The sequence below is a fragment of the Kitasatospora sp. NPDC088861 genome (assembly GCF_044750105.1).
GTDB lineage: Bacteria > Actinomycetota > Actinomycetes > Streptomycetales > Streptomycetaceae > Kitasatospora.
The window spans coordinates 25,732-40,903 of the sequence record NZ_JBIVJF010000004.1 but is presented as its reverse complement, the minus strand read 5'-3'; the positions used below and the strand labels follow the sequence as shown (position 1 = coordinate 40,903).

Annotated in this window: 12 protein-coding genes; 6 read left to right on the top strand and 6 right to left on the bottom strand. The window is 74.0% G+C overall.

What is annotated here, in order from left to right; genetic code table 11:
* Window positions 1-9 precede the first annotated feature (9 nt).
* From ACIP37_RS09425 to ACIP37_RS09410, 4 genes are all read left to right on the top strand, one after another.
* Window positions 10-924 (top strand): LysR family transcriptional regulator, encoded by a 915-nt coding sequence (locus ACIP37_RS09425; RefSeq protein ID WP_363585879.1) that lies wholly within the window; start codon window positions 10-12, stop codon window positions 922-924.
* 108 nt (window positions 925-1,032) lie between these two features.
* The gene (locus ACIP37_RS09420; RefSeq protein WP_363585880.1) at window positions 1,033-1,614 is read left to right on the top strand and encodes a cysteine dioxygenase family protein; all 582 of its coding nucleotides are present in this window, start codon (window positions 1,033-1,035) and stop codon (window positions 1,612-1,614) included.
* A gap of 13 nt (window positions 1,615-1,627) precedes the next feature.
* The gene (locus ACIP37_RS09415; RefSeq protein WP_363585906.1) at window positions 1,628-2,719 is read left to right on the top strand and encodes a putative sulfate exporter family transporter; all 1,092 of its coding nucleotides are present in this window, start codon (window positions 1,628-1,630) and stop codon (window positions 2,717-2,719) included.
* Window positions 2,720-2,804: 85 nt separating this feature from the next.
* Window positions 2,805-3,512, top strand: coding sequence for a spermidine synthase (locus ACIP37_RS09410; protein ID WP_363631511.1), 708 nt, complete (start codon window positions 2,805-2,807; stop codon window positions 3,510-3,512).
* Between the two features lie 132 nt (window positions 3,513-3,644).
* Here ACIP37_RS09410 and ACIP37_RS09405 read toward each other — a convergent pair whose 3' ends face one another.
* The 3 genes from ACIP37_RS09405 to ACIP37_RS09395 all read right to left on the bottom strand — a co-directional run bounded on the left by ACIP37_RS09405 (window position 3,645) and on the right by ACIP37_RS09395 (window position 6,947).
* Entirely contained in the window at window positions 3,645-5,363 is a 1,719-nt protein-coding gene (locus tag ACIP37_RS09405; RefSeq protein WP_400805244.1) for a hypothetical protein, read from the bottom strand.
* 129 nt (window positions 5,364-5,492) lie between these two features.
* Window positions 5,493-6,404, bottom strand: a complete 912-nt coding sequence (locus ACIP37_RS09400; protein WP_400805246.1) for a TetR/AcrR family transcriptional regulator — start codon at window positions 6,402-6,404, stop codon at window positions 5,493-5,495.
* A gap of 33 nt (window positions 6,405-6,437) precedes the next feature.
* Window positions 6,438-6,947, bottom strand: a complete 510-nt coding sequence (locus ACIP37_RS09395) for an NUDIX hydrolase (RefSeq protein ID WP_400805248.1) — start codon at window positions 6,945-6,947, stop codon at window positions 6,438-6,440.
* Between the two features lie 157 nt (window positions 6,948-7,104).
* Here ACIP37_RS09395 and ACIP37_RS09390 point away from each other — a divergent pair, with 157 nt between their 5' ends.
* Window positions 7,105-8,328: a serine hydrolase domain-containing protein gene (locus ACIP37_RS09390; protein ID WP_363631505.1), complete on the top strand. Its 1,224-nt coding sequence runs from the start codon at window positions 7,105-7,107 to the stop codon at window positions 8,326-8,328.
* Between the two features lie 22 nt (window positions 8,329-8,350).
* Here ACIP37_RS09390 and ACIP37_RS09385 read toward each other — a convergent pair whose 3' ends face one another.
* The 3 genes from ACIP37_RS09385 to ACIP37_RS09375 form a co-directional block, all read right to left on the bottom strand.
* Window positions 8,351-8,674 carry a nuclear transport factor 2 family protein gene (locus ACIP37_RS09385; protein ID WP_363377241.1) on the bottom strand — a complete coding sequence of 108 codons (324 nt, stop codon included), beginning with the start codon at window positions 8,672-8,674 and terminating at the stop codon, window positions 8,351-8,353.
* A 248-nt stretch (window positions 8,675-8,922) separates the two neighbouring features.
* The gene (locus ACIP37_RS09380) at window positions 8,923-10,446 is read right to left on the bottom strand and encodes an aldehyde dehydrogenase family protein (protein WP_363585886.1); all 1,524 of its coding nucleotides are present in this window, start codon (window positions 10,444-10,446) and stop codon (window positions 8,923-8,925) included.
* A gap of 270 nt (window positions 10,447-10,716) precedes the next feature.
* Window positions 10,717-11,664 carry a terpene cyclase gene (locus ACIP37_RS09375; RefSeq protein WP_350875605.1) on the bottom strand — a complete coding sequence of 316 codons (948 nt, stop codon included), beginning with the start codon at window positions 11,662-11,664 and terminating at the stop codon, window positions 10,717-10,719.
* Window positions 11,665-11,987: 323 nt separating this feature from the next.
* Here ACIP37_RS09375 and ACIP37_RS09370 point away from each other — a divergent pair, with 323 nt between their 5' ends.
* The gene (locus ACIP37_RS09370) at window positions 11,988-14,999 is read left to right on the top strand and encodes an ATP-binding protein (RefSeq protein WP_400843569.1); all 3,012 of its coding nucleotides are present in this window, start codon (window positions 11,988-11,990) and stop codon (window positions 14,997-14,999) included.
* The last annotated feature ends 173 nt before the right edge of the window (window positions 15,000-15,172 follow it).

Below are 15,172 nucleotides of genomic sequence, written 5' to 3'. Positions count from 1 at the left end.
GGGAGGGCCATGGAGCCGGTATTCGACTCGCGGCACATCAGGACGTTCCACGAGGTCGTCAGAGCGGGCTCCTACTCGGCCGCCGCCCGCGAGCTCGGCTACACCCAGCCCGCCATCACCCAGCAGATGAAGGCGCTCGAACGCACCGTCGGCGTCGCGCTGTTCACCCGGGCCGGGCGCGGACTGCGGCTCACGGAGGCGGGCGAGGCGCTCTCCCGGCACGCCGAACTGATCCTCGGCAGCCTCTCCGCCGCCCAGCAGCAGCTCGCCGCGCTCGCCCGGCTGCGGGCCGGGCGGGTGCGGGTCTGCGCCTTCCCCAGCGCCAACGCCACCCTGATACCCGAGGCGATGGCCCGGCTGCTCGCGGAGCATCCCGGTGTGCGGGTCGAGCTGCTGGAGGCCGAACCGCCGGACTCCGTCCAGCGACTGCTGCGCGGGGAGTGCGACATCGCGCTGGCCTTCCGCTACCCCGGCGGCGCGACCGAGGTGCCCGACGGGCTGGACGAGATCCCGCTGATGGAGGACCTGCTCACCGTGCTGCTGCCGGTCGGACACCCACTCGGCCGTCGGCACGCCGTTCGGCTCGCCGACCTCGACGGCGAGCGCTGGATCGCCGGGTGCCCGCGCTGCCGGGCCAACCTGCTGAACGTCTGCGCGGAGGAGGGCTTCGCGCCGGACATCGTGTTCTCCACGGACGACAACCTCGCGGTGCAGAGCCTGGTCGCCGCCGGGGTCGGGATCGCGCTGATGCCCGCGTTGGTGCTCTCCTTCATGTGCCACCGCAAGGTCACCGGGCGGGCCGTCGAACCGCACCTGCGCCGGCAGGTGAGCGCGTACGTGCTGCGCGAGCACCGGCGGATACCGGCCACCGGGCTGGTGCTGGACCACCTGCGGCGGGCGGCGGCGAGCCGGATCGGGTGCTGAGTCGTGGCTCCGGGGGGTGCTCACCGGGGCGATTCATAAGCTGAAGTTGGGGGGAAGCTTAAGAACCATCGTTGGACGTGATAGGTCGGTGCAGCCGAACCTGCTGGCATGACACCCCCAGCCACGGTCGGCAGCGACCGGCTCACCGAGCGGATGACCGCCCTGATCGGCGAGATCCGTGCCGTCGTGGACCGCGGACTGCCCCCGGAACTCACCGCCTACCTGGTCGGCGAACGCCTCGCCCCGCACCTGCGCGCCGACCCCGACGGGCCCGACGCGCTGCTCACCCCCGCCCAGCGCGAGGGCGACCCGACGCGCTACCGCCAGCACGTCCTGCACGCCGAGGAGGACGGCGGCTTCTCCGTCGTCGCCCTGGTCTGGCTGCCCGGCCAGCAGACCCCGATCCACGACCACGTCTCCTGGTGCGTGGCCGGCGTCCACCAGGGCCAGGAGAGCGAGACCCGCTACCGGCTGGTCTCCGACGGCCGCACCGCCCACCTCGTCGAGACCGAGCACGTCGCCGGCCCGGCCGGCACCGTCGCCGCCTTCGCCCCGCCCGGTGACATCCACCTGGTGCGCAACGCCTGCAACAGCACCGCCATCTCCATCCACGTCTACGGTGCGGACGTCTCGCGGCTCGGCACCAGCATCCGGCGCGTCTACCGGCTGCCCGCCGACCAGCAGCAGTGAGGGCGGCGTGGCACTGACCCTCCGGGAGCGCGCCACGCGCACCCGCTCACTGCCCCCGCTCGGCGGGGACGCCCCCGGCCTGCTGCTCGCGGCGGCCGGGGTGGCCGCCGCGATCGCCGTCCACGCGGCCGTGCCCGCCGTGCCCAAGCTGACCGCAGCCGTCGTGCTCGGCATGGCGGCTGCCCACCTGCCCGCGCTGCGCCCGGTGGTGCGCGGGGTGGCCCGGCCAGGGCTGTCCATGGCCGGCAAGCGGCTGATGCGGCTCGGGATCGTCCTGCTCGGGCTCAAGCTCAGCCTGGACGACGTGCTCGGCCTCGGCTGGGCCACCGTCGCCATGGTGCTCGCGGTGGTCGCGGCCACCTTCACCGGAACGCTCTGGCTCGGCCGGCGGCTCGGCCTGCCGGGCGACCAGCCGCTGCTGGTCGCCACCGGGTACTCCATCTGCGGAGCCTCGGCGATCGGCGCGGTCAGCCAGGCGGCCGGCAGCGAGGAGGAGGACGTCGCCGCCTCGGTGGCCCTGGTCACCCTGTGCGGGACGCTGGCCATCGCCGTGCTGCCGCTGCTCCAGCAGCCGTTCGGGCTGGGCGACGTGGAGTTCGGGCGGTGGGTCGGCGCCAGCGTGCACGACGTCGGGCAGGTGGTCGCCACCGCGCAGACCGGCGGGGCGGGCGCGTTGCGGGAGGCCGTCCTGGTCAAGCTGATGCGGGTGGTGCTGCTGGCGCCGCTGGTCGCCGGGATGGCCGTCGCGGTGCGGCGCCGGGCGCGACGGGCTGGGGAGGCCGTCGTCGGGGCCGGCCAGGAGTCGGGGGAAGGCCCTGCGAAGAACCCGGGCACCATCGGCAGCCGCCCGCCGATCGTCCCGCTGTTCGTGGCGGGGTTCCTCGCGATGATCGTGCTGCGGACCACCGGGGTGCTTCCGGAGCGGGCGCTCACCCTCGCCGGGGACGCCCAGGAACTGCTGCTGGCCGCCGCGCTGTTCGGCCTCGGCAGCGCCGTGCACCTGCCGACCATGGTCCGCACCGGCGGGCGGCTCGCCCTGCTCGGGCTCGGCTCCTGGGTGGTCGTCGCGGGCGTCTCCTACGCCGGGGTGCTGGTCACGACGTGACGGGCGCAGGGGCGGACTCGGCTATTGTCGGGCGGGTACTCGTCCGCCGGGACGCTCCTGCACCCGAGTCCGCTGAGGAAGCCGCATGTCCACCGCACTGCCCGAACGGGACGCTCACGAGGCCGTCGTCACGCTCGACCGGCGGGACGGCCCGTTCGGCGAGGTGGTGCTGCGCCGGCGCGGTCGGCACTTCGAGATCATCGCCAACGGCTGCTTCCTGATGGACACCGCCGACGGCCGCTCCGAACGCCTGCTGATCCAGGCGGCGCTGGACGAACTGGACCGCACCGGCGCCCCCGCGGAGCCCTCGGTGCTGATCGGAGGCCTCGGCGTCGGCTTCTCGCTGGCGTACGCGGCGGCCGAGCCGCGCTGGGGGCGGATCGCCATCGTCGAGCGCGAGAGCGCCGTCATCGACTGGCACCGGAGCGGGCCGCTCGGCGCCTTCTCCGGCGGCGCGCTGGAGGACCAGCGGGTCCAGGTCCTCCACACCGACTTGCTGGAGTACCTGGCGGCTGCCGACGGCGAGCGCTACGACGCGCTGTGCCTCGACATCGACAACGGCCCGGACTGGACCGTCACCGACTCCAACGCCGGGCTGTACGGCGCCGACGGGCTCGCGGTGCTCTGGCACCGGCTGCATCCGGGCGGGGTGCTGGCGGTGTGGAGCGCGCAGCCCTCCGCGGACTTCGAGGAGGCACTGCGGGCGGCGGGCTTCTCCGACGTCGTCACGCACGAGATCCCGGTCAGCCGCGGCGTGCCGGACGTGGTCCACCTGGCCCGGCGCGCCGGCTGACGGCGTAGGGCCTCCCAACCTTCCTGTCGCGTCCGGGCGTTGTCCACAATGGCGGTCAACTGCCGGCTCTCGGCGTCGCGGCCTCCTGTCGATCCTGCGGTTGGATCCTGGCGGAGGGGCAGTGGTCGGGGCTCAGCCGAACGGCCTGGTCTCCGGGCCCGAAGCCTCCGCCGCGTCGGTCTCCGTCGCTTCGTCCGGGGTGGACGGGAGGCTTTCCGGGGCGAAGGGGTTGAAGTCCGGCGGAGGCACCATGACCGGCGTGCCCTTCCGCGGGGCGTCCTGCGCGGGAGCAACCTGCGCGGGAACGGCCGGCGGTGCGGAGGGCGGCGGTGGGACGGCCGGGCCCTGCGCCGCGAGCGTGGTGCCGAACGGGTCCGACTGGTCGGCCGTCACCGTGCCGAACGGGTCGGTGGCCGGGGCGGCCGCCGCCGGGGACGTGTCCGGGGTGGACGGGAGGCTTTCCGGGGCGAAGGGGTTGAAGTCCGGCGGGGGCACCATGACCGGCGTGCCCTTCCGCCTGGCCGGCGCCGCCTGTGGCTCGGCGTCGGCCGGGGAGGCCTCCGCGACGGGCGCGAACGGGTTGAAGTCCTCGGGCGGGAGCTGCGCCGGCACCTCTTCCGGCTCCTTCTCGACGGGAGCGGGAGTGGGAGCGGCGGCAGGCGTGGCGGGCACGGGCGCGCGCACGGCGCCGGACACCTCCCCGTCCCAGCCGAACTGAACGCTCTTCAGCAGCTCCGCGAACGCCTGCGTGTACAGGTCCCAGTCCTCCGGCTGCGCCGTGGACAGCTGGACGCAGAGCACGGTGCCGCCGTCCGGCAGCGGGACGAAGGCCTCGACCGCCGAGGTGACCACCCAGCGCCGCTGCCCGTCGGCGGACAGCGGCCCCGGCACCGGGACGGTCCGTCCCTCGACCAGGACGGCGGCCGGCCCGGCCGGCAGCAGGACCGTCCACACCTCGGCGTGCCGCCGGACGGTGGCGAGCTCGGTGGCGAGCGCGGTGATCGGCAGCGGGTGCCGGGCGAGCGAGACGACCAGGGCGGCGTCGGAGGCCCGGCCGTCCACGTCCAGCGCGCAGACGCCGGCGTAGACCGTGCCGGCGTCGTGGACCAGGTCGGCGAGGGTGGCGGAGATGACCGCGAAGTCGCGGCGCTGCTCCGGACCGTCACCGCTGAACAGCTCCTCGGCGACCTCGGCCAGATGCCCGGTCAGTTCCTCGGCGGCCGCGGCGGTGGCCGGGTCGACGCCGTCCGCCCCGCCCGCCGGCGCGGGCACCGTACGGGAGCAGACCCCGGCGGGACCACCGGGGGAGGTCAGCGGGTGGAAGCCGGGCGGGACCACCAGCCGGACCTCGGCGCCCGCGCCGGTGGCCAGTTCGACCGGCTGGCGGGTCTGCTGCCCGGCGGCCAGCGCGGCCAGCGCCGGGGCGAACGGAGGGCGCAGCTTGGGGTCGGCGAATTCGCCGGTGACCGGCAGTTGGAACAGCGCGGCCGAGGTGGTGCCCCGGTCGGCGATCGCGCCGCGCACCGCCCCGCCGCCGTAGCGGGTGTGGAGGGCGGTGGTCACCCGGTCGGCGACCCGGGCGCCGGTACCGGGGCGGGCCGTGCCGGCGGTGAGCACCGTGCCGAGCCGGTCCACGGCCGCGTGCACCGGGCCGTTCGGGGCCAGTGGGAGGCCGAACAGCGCCTCTGAGGCGGGGTGTTCGGCCGGACGTAGGGCGCTGAGCGAGGCCGCCGGATGGCGGGAGGTGCGCTCGTCGAAGAGGGCGTCGGTGAGCGTGCCGAGGGTCGCGCAGACCTGCTCCGCCGCCGCGAAGGGATTGGCCTCCGCGCTGAACTGGACGTCCTGGGTCAACTGTTGAGCCCCCCGCTCTGCTGCGTCTGCGGTCCGCTGGTTCGGGTGGGTCCGCGCGCGCCGTGGCGGCGTGCCGTCGGATCCGTGCTCATTCCTATCAGAGCCCGCTGTCGGGACCGAACCGGCGGATCACCCGATGGGAGCCGCGGCCGTTTCGCCCGTGGCCTGCGGGGACGTTTCGCCGGACGGTGCGGTGGCGAGCGCGGTGACCGCCTCGGCGATCCCGGGGACGGCGAACAGTCCGGCGAGCTCCCGCACCAGGCGCCCGGTCGGGCCGTCAGGACGCTCGTCCGCGAAGAACGAGGCGAGTTCGGCGGCGAGCGCCGGCTCCCGGGCGGCGGTGAGGGTGAGGGAGGCGACGAACTCCTGCACCAGGTGCAGCTGCAGTTCCTCCAGCGGCACCGAGCGTTCGGCCAGCCATTCCAGCGAGGTGATCTCGGCGTTGGCGATCCAGGCCCGGACGGTCAGCCGCAGCCCGGGGCTCGGCGCGGGGATCGCCAGGTGGGAGAGGATCTGGTCGTGGGCGGCCCGCCGCACCTCGTCGATCACCGCCGAGGTGCCCGCGCTGGCCGCCACCGAGCCGCCGCGCAGCAGCGCCGCGAAGCCGGGCCCGTGGCTCTGCACGAAGTCCAGGTAGCGGCCCATCACCCGGTACAGCCGCTCGGACAGCGGCCCGTCGGCGGCCTCCTCGAAGCGCGCCGAGAGCTCCCGCCCGGCCCGCCGCAGCGACTCCTCGTACAGCGCCTGCTTGCCGGGGAAGTAGTGGTACACCAGCGGCCGGGAGGCCCCCGCGGCGGCGGCGATGTCGTCGATCGACACCTCCTCCGGCGGGCGGCGGCTGAACAGCTCCAGCGCGACGGCGATCAGCTGCTCGCGCCGCTCGTCCACGCTGAGCCTGCGGCGCGGCCGCTCACCGGCAGCCGCCCGGGCCGGTGCCCGGTCCGGCGCCTGGGCCGGTGCCTGCTCCGGGGCCGGTGCCTGCTCCGGGGCGGGGGTCCGTGCAGCGCGGGCGGCCGTCGGCGACGGCGTACGGGAGGCCATGCGCGCCACCCTATCCGCCGTCCGGGGCGGGGCCTACGCGGCGTGGAGGTCCAGGTAGCGGCGGTAGGCCTCGCGGCCGTCGGGGACGAAGTGGTCGCGGGCGAGGCGGTCGGCGAGCTCGGCGGGGGTGAGCCAGGCGTGCCAGGCGACCTCGGACTCCTGCGGCTGGACCGGGCCGTCCCACTCGGCCTCGTACATGTCGCTCCACCAGGAGAGCCGGTCCTGCCGGAAGAGGAACTTGAAGAGCGGACGCGGGCTGATCCCGTGCACGCCGAGCTCCTCCTCGGCCTCGCGTACGGCGGCCTCGGCGTACGTCTCGCCGGAGCCGACCACGCCGCCGACGAACATGTCGTACGCGCCGGGGGCGAACAGCTTGGTGCCGGTGCGGCGGTGGACGAAGATCCGCCCGGCCGGGTCGCGGACCAGGATGAAGACGCACCGGTGGGTGAGCCCCTGCCGGTACACCTCCCCGCGCAGCGCCGTCCCGATCACCCGGTCGTGCTCGTCGACGACGTCCAGCAGTTCTTCGGCAGGGTTGGTCATGATGGACAGGTTAGGGTTTCGGGGCCCGCTTCGAACGCTTTTCGAGTGCGATCCGAGCTCGATTCGCATGTGATGCGCAATGTGATTCGTGTGTGATTCGTGTGCGATCCGACGCGGGCGGGAACGCAGGAACCGGACAGGCTGAGGGCGGCGCGCGGTGGTGGAGATCTGGGGCGAGACGGCCGAGGGGTTCGAGCCCGTACGGGAGGCCTTCGCGCGGAACTTCCGCGAGTACGGCGAACTGGGCGCGGCCTTCGCGCTGTACGCGCGCGGCCGCAAGGTGGTCGACCTGTGGGGCGGTGACGCCCGGCCCGAGGTCGGCGGGCGGCCCGCGCCGGCGGTGCCCTGGACGGCGGACACCGCCCAGGTGCTGCGCTCGGTCACCAAGGGCCTGACCGCGGCCACCGCGCTGCTGCTGGCCGAGCGCGGCCTGCTCGACCTGGACGCCCCGGTGGCCTCCTACTGGCCCGAGTTCGCGCAGGCCGGCAAGGGCGGGGTGTCGGTGCGCTGGCTGCTGTCGCACCAGGCCGGGGTGCCCGCGCTGGACGTGCCGCTGCGGTTGGAGGACGTGCTGACCTGGGAGCGCGCGGTGGCCGCGGTGGCCGCGCAGGCGCCCGCCTGGGAGCCGGGCACCGCGCACGGCTACCACCCGTACACCTTCGGCTGGCTGGTCGGCGAGGTGGTGCGGCGGGTGAGCGGGCGCACGATCGGCCAGTACTTCGCCGAGGAGATCGCCCGGCCGCTCGGGCTGGACCTGTGGATCGGGCTGCCGGCCGGGGCCGCGCCGAGGGTCGGCCGGCTGGTCGACCTGCCCGCCCCGGAGGCGGCCCGGACCGGGCCGAGCGGGCTGCGACTGCGACCCAAGCAGTCCGTCCGGGACGCCTACCAGGACCCGGCCTCGCTGACCGCGCGGTCCTTCGCCTCGGTGCGCCCCGGGGTGGACCTCAACGACCCGGCGGTGCAGGCCGCCGAGATCCCCGGCGCGGGGGGCATCGGCACCGCCCGCTCACTGGCCCGGTTCTACGCGGCGCTGATCGGCGCCGCCGACCGCCCGGACGGCTCCGGCGCGCTGCTGCCGCCGCTGCTCGGGTCCGGGGTGCTGACCCGCGCGGCCGGGCCCGAGGTGAGCGGGCCGGACCGGGTGCTGATCGTCAACTCTACTTTCGGCCTGGGCTTCTGGCGGCACGGCCCGACCGCGCCGATGGCCTCCCCGGCGAGCTTCGGCCACCCCGGCCGGGGCGGCTCGCTGGGCTTCGCCGACCCGGAGCTCGGGCTGGGCTTCGGCTACGTCACCAACGGCATGCAGCCGGGTGTCACCGGCGACATCCGCTCGCGCAACCTGATCCGCGCGGTGCGGGGGTGCCTGGGGCTGTCCGGGTAGCGGCGGGCCCGGTCCCGAGCCGTCAGGCCTGGCCGGTCTCGAAGCGGGTGATCTTGGGGCCGGTGAGGGTGAAGCGCCAGGCGGTGCGCATCTCGCCCCAGGTGTCGTTGGTGAAGTTGGCGATCAGCGCGTGGCCGCCGTCCGATTCGGTCTGGACGTCCATCCGGCCGCGGACGGTGAAGATCTCCTTGTCGATCCACTGGGGCAGGTCGCGGTCGGAGCCGTCGTCGGACATGGTCGCGTCCGGGGTGAGGGTGGCCAGGAAGGCGTCGCGGTCGCCCGCGTTGACCGCGGCGACGAAGGCGCGCACGGTGGGGTCGGAGAGCTTGGCGGGGGAGATGGTCATCGGGACTCCCGGGGGTGAGGGACGGGGAGTCCTGTTTACGGCGTTCGCCGGGTGTGTTCGGGCATGTCGGCGGCGCGTCGAGAAAATCGCGCATTCATGTGCTTAGATCCCGAAATGGGCGTTTTGCCCTACGGAGGGTTGCGCAGCGTGGACGTCCCAGCGGGCGTTCGCGGTGCGGCCACGGGGAGTGGCGGCGGAGCGGGAGGCCGGGACCGGTCTCCCGCTCCGTGTTTCGTGAAGGCCGTGGCCTAGAAGAGGCCGACCGCGTCCGGGGAGTAGCTGACCAGCAGGTTCTTGGTCTGCTGGTAGTGCTCCAGCAGTGCCTTGTGGTTCTCCCGGCCGATGCCGGAGTTCTTGTAGCCGCCGAAGGCCGCGTGGGCGGGGTAGGCGTGGAAGCAGTTGGTCCACACCCGGCCGGCCTGGATGGCGCGCCCGGCGCGGTGGGCGGTGTTGAGGTCGCGGGTCCAGACGCCCGCGCCGAGCCCGTACTGGGTGTCGTTGGCGAGGCTGATCGCCTCGGCGAAGTCCTCGAAGCGGGTGACCGAGACGACCGGGCCGAAGATCTCCTCCTGGAAGACCCGCATGCTGTTGACGCCCTCGAACACCGTCGGCGTCACGTAGTACCCGCCGGCCAGGGCGCCGCCGAGGTCGGCCCGCTCGCCGCCGGCCAGCAGCTTGGCGCCCTCGGCCTGGCCGATCTCGAAGTAGGAGAGGACCTTCTTCAGCTGTTCGGCGCTGGCCTGCGCGCCGACCTGGGTCTCGGTGTCCAGCGGGTCGCCCTGGCGCATCGCGCGCACCCGCTCCAGGCCGTCGGCGAGCAGCCGCTCGTAGACCGAGGACTGGATCAGCGCCCGGCTGGGGCAGGTGCACACCTCGCCCTGGTTGAGGGCGAACATCGCGAAGCCCTCGACCGCCTTGTCGTAGAAGGCGTCCGAGGCGTCGGCGACGTCCGCGAAGAACAGGTTGGGGCTCTTGCCGCCGAGTTCCAGCGAGACCGGGATCAGGTTGTCGCTGGCGTAGCGGGCGATCAGCCGGCCGGTGGTGGTCTCGCCGGTGAAGGCGATCTTGCGGATGCGGTTGCTGGAGGCCAGCGGGGCGCCGGCCTCCTCGCCGAAGCCGGTGACGATGTTGACCACACCGGGCGGCAGCAGGTCGGCGGTCAGCTCGGCCCACAGCAGCACCGAGGCCGGGGTCTGCTCGGCGGGCTTGAGCACCACCGCGTTGCCGGCCGCGAGCGCCGGGGCGAGCTTCCAGACCGCCATCAGGATCGGGAAGTTCCACGGGATGATCTGGCCGACCACGCCCAGCGGCTCGTGGAAGTGGTACGCCACGGTGTCCTCGTCCAGCTGGGACAGGCCGCCCTCCTGGGCGCGCAGCGCGCCCGCGAAGTAGCGCAGGTGGTCGACCGCGAGCGGGAGGTCGGCGGCCAGCGTCTCGCGCACCGGCTTGCCGTTCTCCCAGCTCTCCGCGACGGCCAGCCGCTCCAGGTTCGCCTCCATCCGGTCGGCGATCCGCAGCAGCACCTGGGCCCGCTCGGCGGGCGGGGTGCGCCCCCAGCCGGGGGCGGCGGCGTGGGCCGCGTCCAGCGCGGCCTCGATGTCCTCGGCGGTGCCGCGGGCGACTTCGGTGAACACCTCGCCGGTGACCGGGGTCGGGTCGCCGAAGTACTCGCCGCGCGCCGGCGGGGTCCAGCCGCCGCCGATCCAGTGCTCGTACCGGGAGCGGTAGGCGACGATGCTGCCGGGCGTGCCGGGGGGCTGGTAGACCGTCATGCTCTGGTGTCTCCTCGCGACGTCGGGCGCCGCCCGGACCGGGTGGCGGGGGCGGCGCGCCGGGCCGCGCCCGGCGCGGGGGCGGCCCGGCGGGAGGGTGCGGACACGCAATTCGGGGCGGAGGCCCGCCGGGGCGTCCGCCGTCGAGCACGATAGCCGCCCGGCGCGGGGCGCGGCTACGGTCCGTGCGCCCGGCCCGTACGGAGGGTGCGCGTTCCGGCCGTCGCGCGGGGGCGCGCACCGTGTCTCCGCGCTCCGGTCGGGACGGTGTCAGACCGCGTGGTAGCGGCCGGTGCGGGACTCCCAGTACAGGTAGCCGGCGAGCCAGGTGACCAGCCCGTCCGCGTACCGCTGGGCGATCGTCCGTTCGACTCGGGAGAGCCCCAACTCCCGGTAGACGTCCGGCAGTCGGCCGTGCAGGTCCCGGCAGCGCTCGACCATCAGCTGCGCCTCCTCCAGCACCACCGCGCAGGCCTCCTCGGCCGAGCAGCGGCGCTCGCGCTGGACGATCATCACCAGGTTGTTGACGTCGCCGCGCGGGGCTTCCAGCGGGAACGACCGGACGTCGTTGCTGAGCGAGGGGATGTCGGCGGCCAGTTGGCGCAGTTGACGCAGCACCGGGTGGTGCAGGACGGCGGCGGGGACCTCGAACTGGCCGAGGCGTTCGACCATGTCGAAGATGGTCTCCATCGCCGCGGTGCCTCGTCTGAGCACCAGGTAGCCGTCGCGGTCGGGTGGCCGGGTGGAGATGCGGCCGGCGGCCTCGGCGGGGTGACTGGCCAGGTACCACTCCCAGTTGTACGCGGCGCGGGCCTGCCAACGGGCGGGCATGCCGCGCACGCTGCGGTCCCAGAGGTCGGCGAAGGCGGTCTCGACCGGCGAGTCCTGGTCGGGGCGGGCGCCGTGCAGGACGGCGATCAGCCGCTCGCAGATGGGGGCGACCTCCGTCGGGCGGCGGCCGAGCGGGCCGTCGAACTGGTCGTCGAAGAGGAAGTAGAAGCCCATCAGGTCGGCGGCGAGGGAGAGTTCGTCCGGGCCGGTGTCGGGGTAGCCGAGGGCGGCGAGGTCGACCACCTCCCAGTGTGCGTACCCGGGGTGGTCGACGTCGGGGAGCAGCGGGTGGCGGACCAGCCAGTCACGGTGCAGTGCGGTGGCCTGCGGGCCGTGCGGGCTGCGGCGGTGCGGGAACGGAATCTGAAGTGAGGTGTCGTCAGACATCGGACTCCCGGTGCGGCGAAGGGTGGGGGCACTAGTGGTTCGAACGCTCGGTGTGGGGGGAGTTGACGCGGCGAGGCTTCCGGGGAGAGGGTGGTAGCGAAAGATCATCTTCGCCTCGCGGGCCGTAGGGTATCTGATGTAATGATCGGACGTTAGGGGTATAGGGCAATTGCCCTTGGCAAGGCGTCCGAACCCTCACCGTCCGCCCCAGCCTGCGCGAATGCCCCACAGTGAGTGCCACGCAGCGCTAACCTCGGCTCCACGGGCAGTGATGCGAGCAGCGACACGGGCTGTGACGCGAGTGGCGAGGCGGAGGCACGACGGTGACCGAGCAGGACAACGAACTTCGGACGGGATCAGGTTCCGGCCGGGACGGCGACAGCACCTCGCCGAGGGTCAGGCTGCGCGACCGCGACGCCGAACTGCGCTCCGTCGAAACGGCCGTCGACAAACTCTGCTGCGAATTCGCGGCCGGCGGCACCGAGATCGGCGAACTGCTCGCCTTCTCCGGCCGCCCCGGCATCGGCAAGACCAGCCTGCTGCACGAGGTCCGACGGGTCGCCAAACTCCGCGACCGCGCCACCGTGTTGTTCGCCCGCGGCGGCGAACGCCAGTTCAACGAGCCCTACCACGTGCTGCGCCAGCTCCTCCAACCCCTCCTCACCAGCCTGGAGCCCGACGAGTTCCGCCAGGTCATGGGCACCTGGGAGGAGGTCGTCGGACCGGCCATGGGCCTCAAGCGGCCCAAGGCCGGCGCCCGCCGCCTCGACCCCCAGGGCGTGCGCGACGGCCTCGACTACGTCCTCACCCAACTCGCGCCGCGCCGGGCCCCGCTGGTCATGATCGTCGACGACCTGCACTGGGGCGACCACGAGTCGCTCTCCTGGCTCACCCAGTTCGCCGTCCGCTCCCGCGAACTGCCCGTCCTGCTCGTCTTCGCCTTCCGCGAGGACGAGAACGACTGGCCGACCGAGATCCAGCAGCACCGCAAGGCCGTCCTCGGCCTCGCCACCAGCAAGCACGAGCTCAACCGGCTCTCGCTGGTCTCCGTCACCGACATGATCCGCGCCGAACTCGGCGACAAGGCCGAGGACGCCTTCTGCTACGAGTTCTGGAACGTCGTCAACGGCAACCCCTTCGAAGCCGTCGCCCTGCTCGACCAGGTCCGCGACCAGGACCTCGAACCGGTCGAGGAGAACTCCCAACAACTGCGCGAACTCGCCGTCGACGCCACCGGAATGACCCTCAAGAGCTGGATCGACCGGCTCGGCTCCGGCACCCTGCGCTTCGCCTGGGCCTGCGCGATGCTCGGCACCGACATCCGGGTCGACCTCGCCACCCGGATCTGCGCCCAGACCACCGAGGGCGCCCGCGACGCCATCAAGCAGCTGCGCAAGCAGCGCGTGCTCACCCAGACCCCCAACGGCAACCTGGAGTTCGTCCACCCGCTGATCGGCAGCTCGATCTACAACACCATGCCGGAGGCCACCCGCACCGGCATGCACGGCGTCGCCGCCGCCGAGATCGAGAACGCCGGACTCGGCCTGCTCGCCGCCTCCCGCCACCTCGTCGAGACCTTCTCCGGCGAGGGCGACGACAAGACCGTCCGCAAACTGCGCCGGGCCGCCGTCGAATACCTGCTGATCGGCGCCCCCGAAGCCGCCCAGCGCTGCCTGCACCGAGCCCTCAACGAACCCCCGGCCGACGACATCCGCGCCGAGGTGCTGTACGAACTGGGCTGCTCCGCGCTGCTCACCGACCCCGTCGCCACCGTCAACCAGCTCAAGCTCGCCCTCGACCCCGACGAGGGGCCGCTGCGCCCCGAACTGCGGGTCGACGCCACCTTCCGGCTCTCCGAGGTGCTCGCACACAGCGGCGAACTGCGCCAGGCCGCGGTGGTCTGCCAGGACGAGGCCGAGCAGACCGCCGACCCGGCCGGCCGACTCCGGCTCCAGGCCGCCTCGTTCATGTGGCACGCCTTCCGCAAGTCCGAGGACGACGGGCCCGGCCGCTCCACCCGGCTCGGCCTCATGTGCGACGGCCTCAGCACCCGCGACGCCGCCGACCGGGCCGTCCTCGCGATGCGCGCCTGGGACCTCACCCTGCGCGGCGCCCCCTCCGCCGAGGCTCTGACCTACGCCGACTCGGTCCTCGACGCAGGCCGACTGCCCAAGGGACTCGGCTGGACCAACAGCACCTGGGGCTTCGAACTGCCCTCCATGCTCGGCCTCACCTACACCTACAACGACCGCATCGCCCAGGCCGAGCGGCTGTTCGCGGACGCCATCATCCAGTTCGAGGTCGCCGGGTGGAGCGGTGCCCACCGGGGCTTCGCGTACTTCCTGATGGGCCTCGCCCGCTTCCGCCGCGGCCTGCTCGCCGAGGCCGAGGACTTCCTGCGCCGCGCGCTGCGACTGTCCGAGCGGATCGGCCCCAAGCTGCCGCTCGCCTGGGACGCCGTCGGCGTCCTGGTGGACACCCTGCTCGCCCGCGGCCGGACCGAGGAGGCCTGGGAACTCGCCGTCAAGTTCGGCTTCCACCCGCCGTACCACGCGACCGCGATGGTGCTGCCCGACGCGCCCTCGCTGTACGGCAAGCTGCTGATCGCCAAGAAGCGCTACGCCGGGGCGGCCGCCGCACTCACCGAGGCCGGCGCCCAACTGGAGGCCCGCGGCTGGCACAACACCGTCTGGGCGCCCTGGGCCGGCCACCTCGCCATCGCGATCGCGGCCGACGAGCCCGACCGGGCCCGCGAGTACGCCCACAAGGCCGTCCAGGACGCCCGCACCTTCGGCACCGCCTCGGCGATCGGCACCGCGCTGCGGCTGAACGCCCAGATCGAGGACGGCCAGCAGGCGGTCGAGCTGCTGGAGCAGGCCGTGATGTACCTCGGCCAGTCGCCGGCCGGGTACGAGCACGCCGTCGCGCTGGTCGACCTCGGCGCCGCGCTGCGCCGGGTCGGGCGGCTGGAGGACGCGCAGGAGTACCTGTACCAGGGCATCGAACTGGCCCAGCACTGCTCGGCCGAGGGGCTGGTCGACCAGGCGCGGCGGGAGCTGGCCAACTACGGCCTGCGGCCCAACCGGCTGGGGCTGCGCGACTTCCGGGAGACGCTCAGCCAGCCCGAGTGGGAGGTCGCCAACCTCGCGGTGCAGGGCGTGCCGCCGCAGCGCATCGCCGACGAGCTCGGCGTGCACCTCAGCCTGGTCAACCGTCGACTGGCCGCGGTCTACCGCAAGGCGGGCAGCGGGCCGGACGGCCTGGCCTCCGCCCTCGGGCTGCCGACGCAGCCGCGCGGGGCCACCCGGCCGGGGGCGGAGCCCGAGGAGGAGTAGCCGTGGCGGCCCGGGCGCGCGGGCGGCGGGCGCCCGGGCGGCGCGCGGAGGCACGGGAGCGCTCCCGGGGCGGTCGCCGTCGCTAGGCTGACGCAGACGTGGGGTCGCCGTGGCGACCCCCTGGACGGACCCGGAACCGGGGCGGTCACGGCACCCCGCGACCGCCAGTGAGG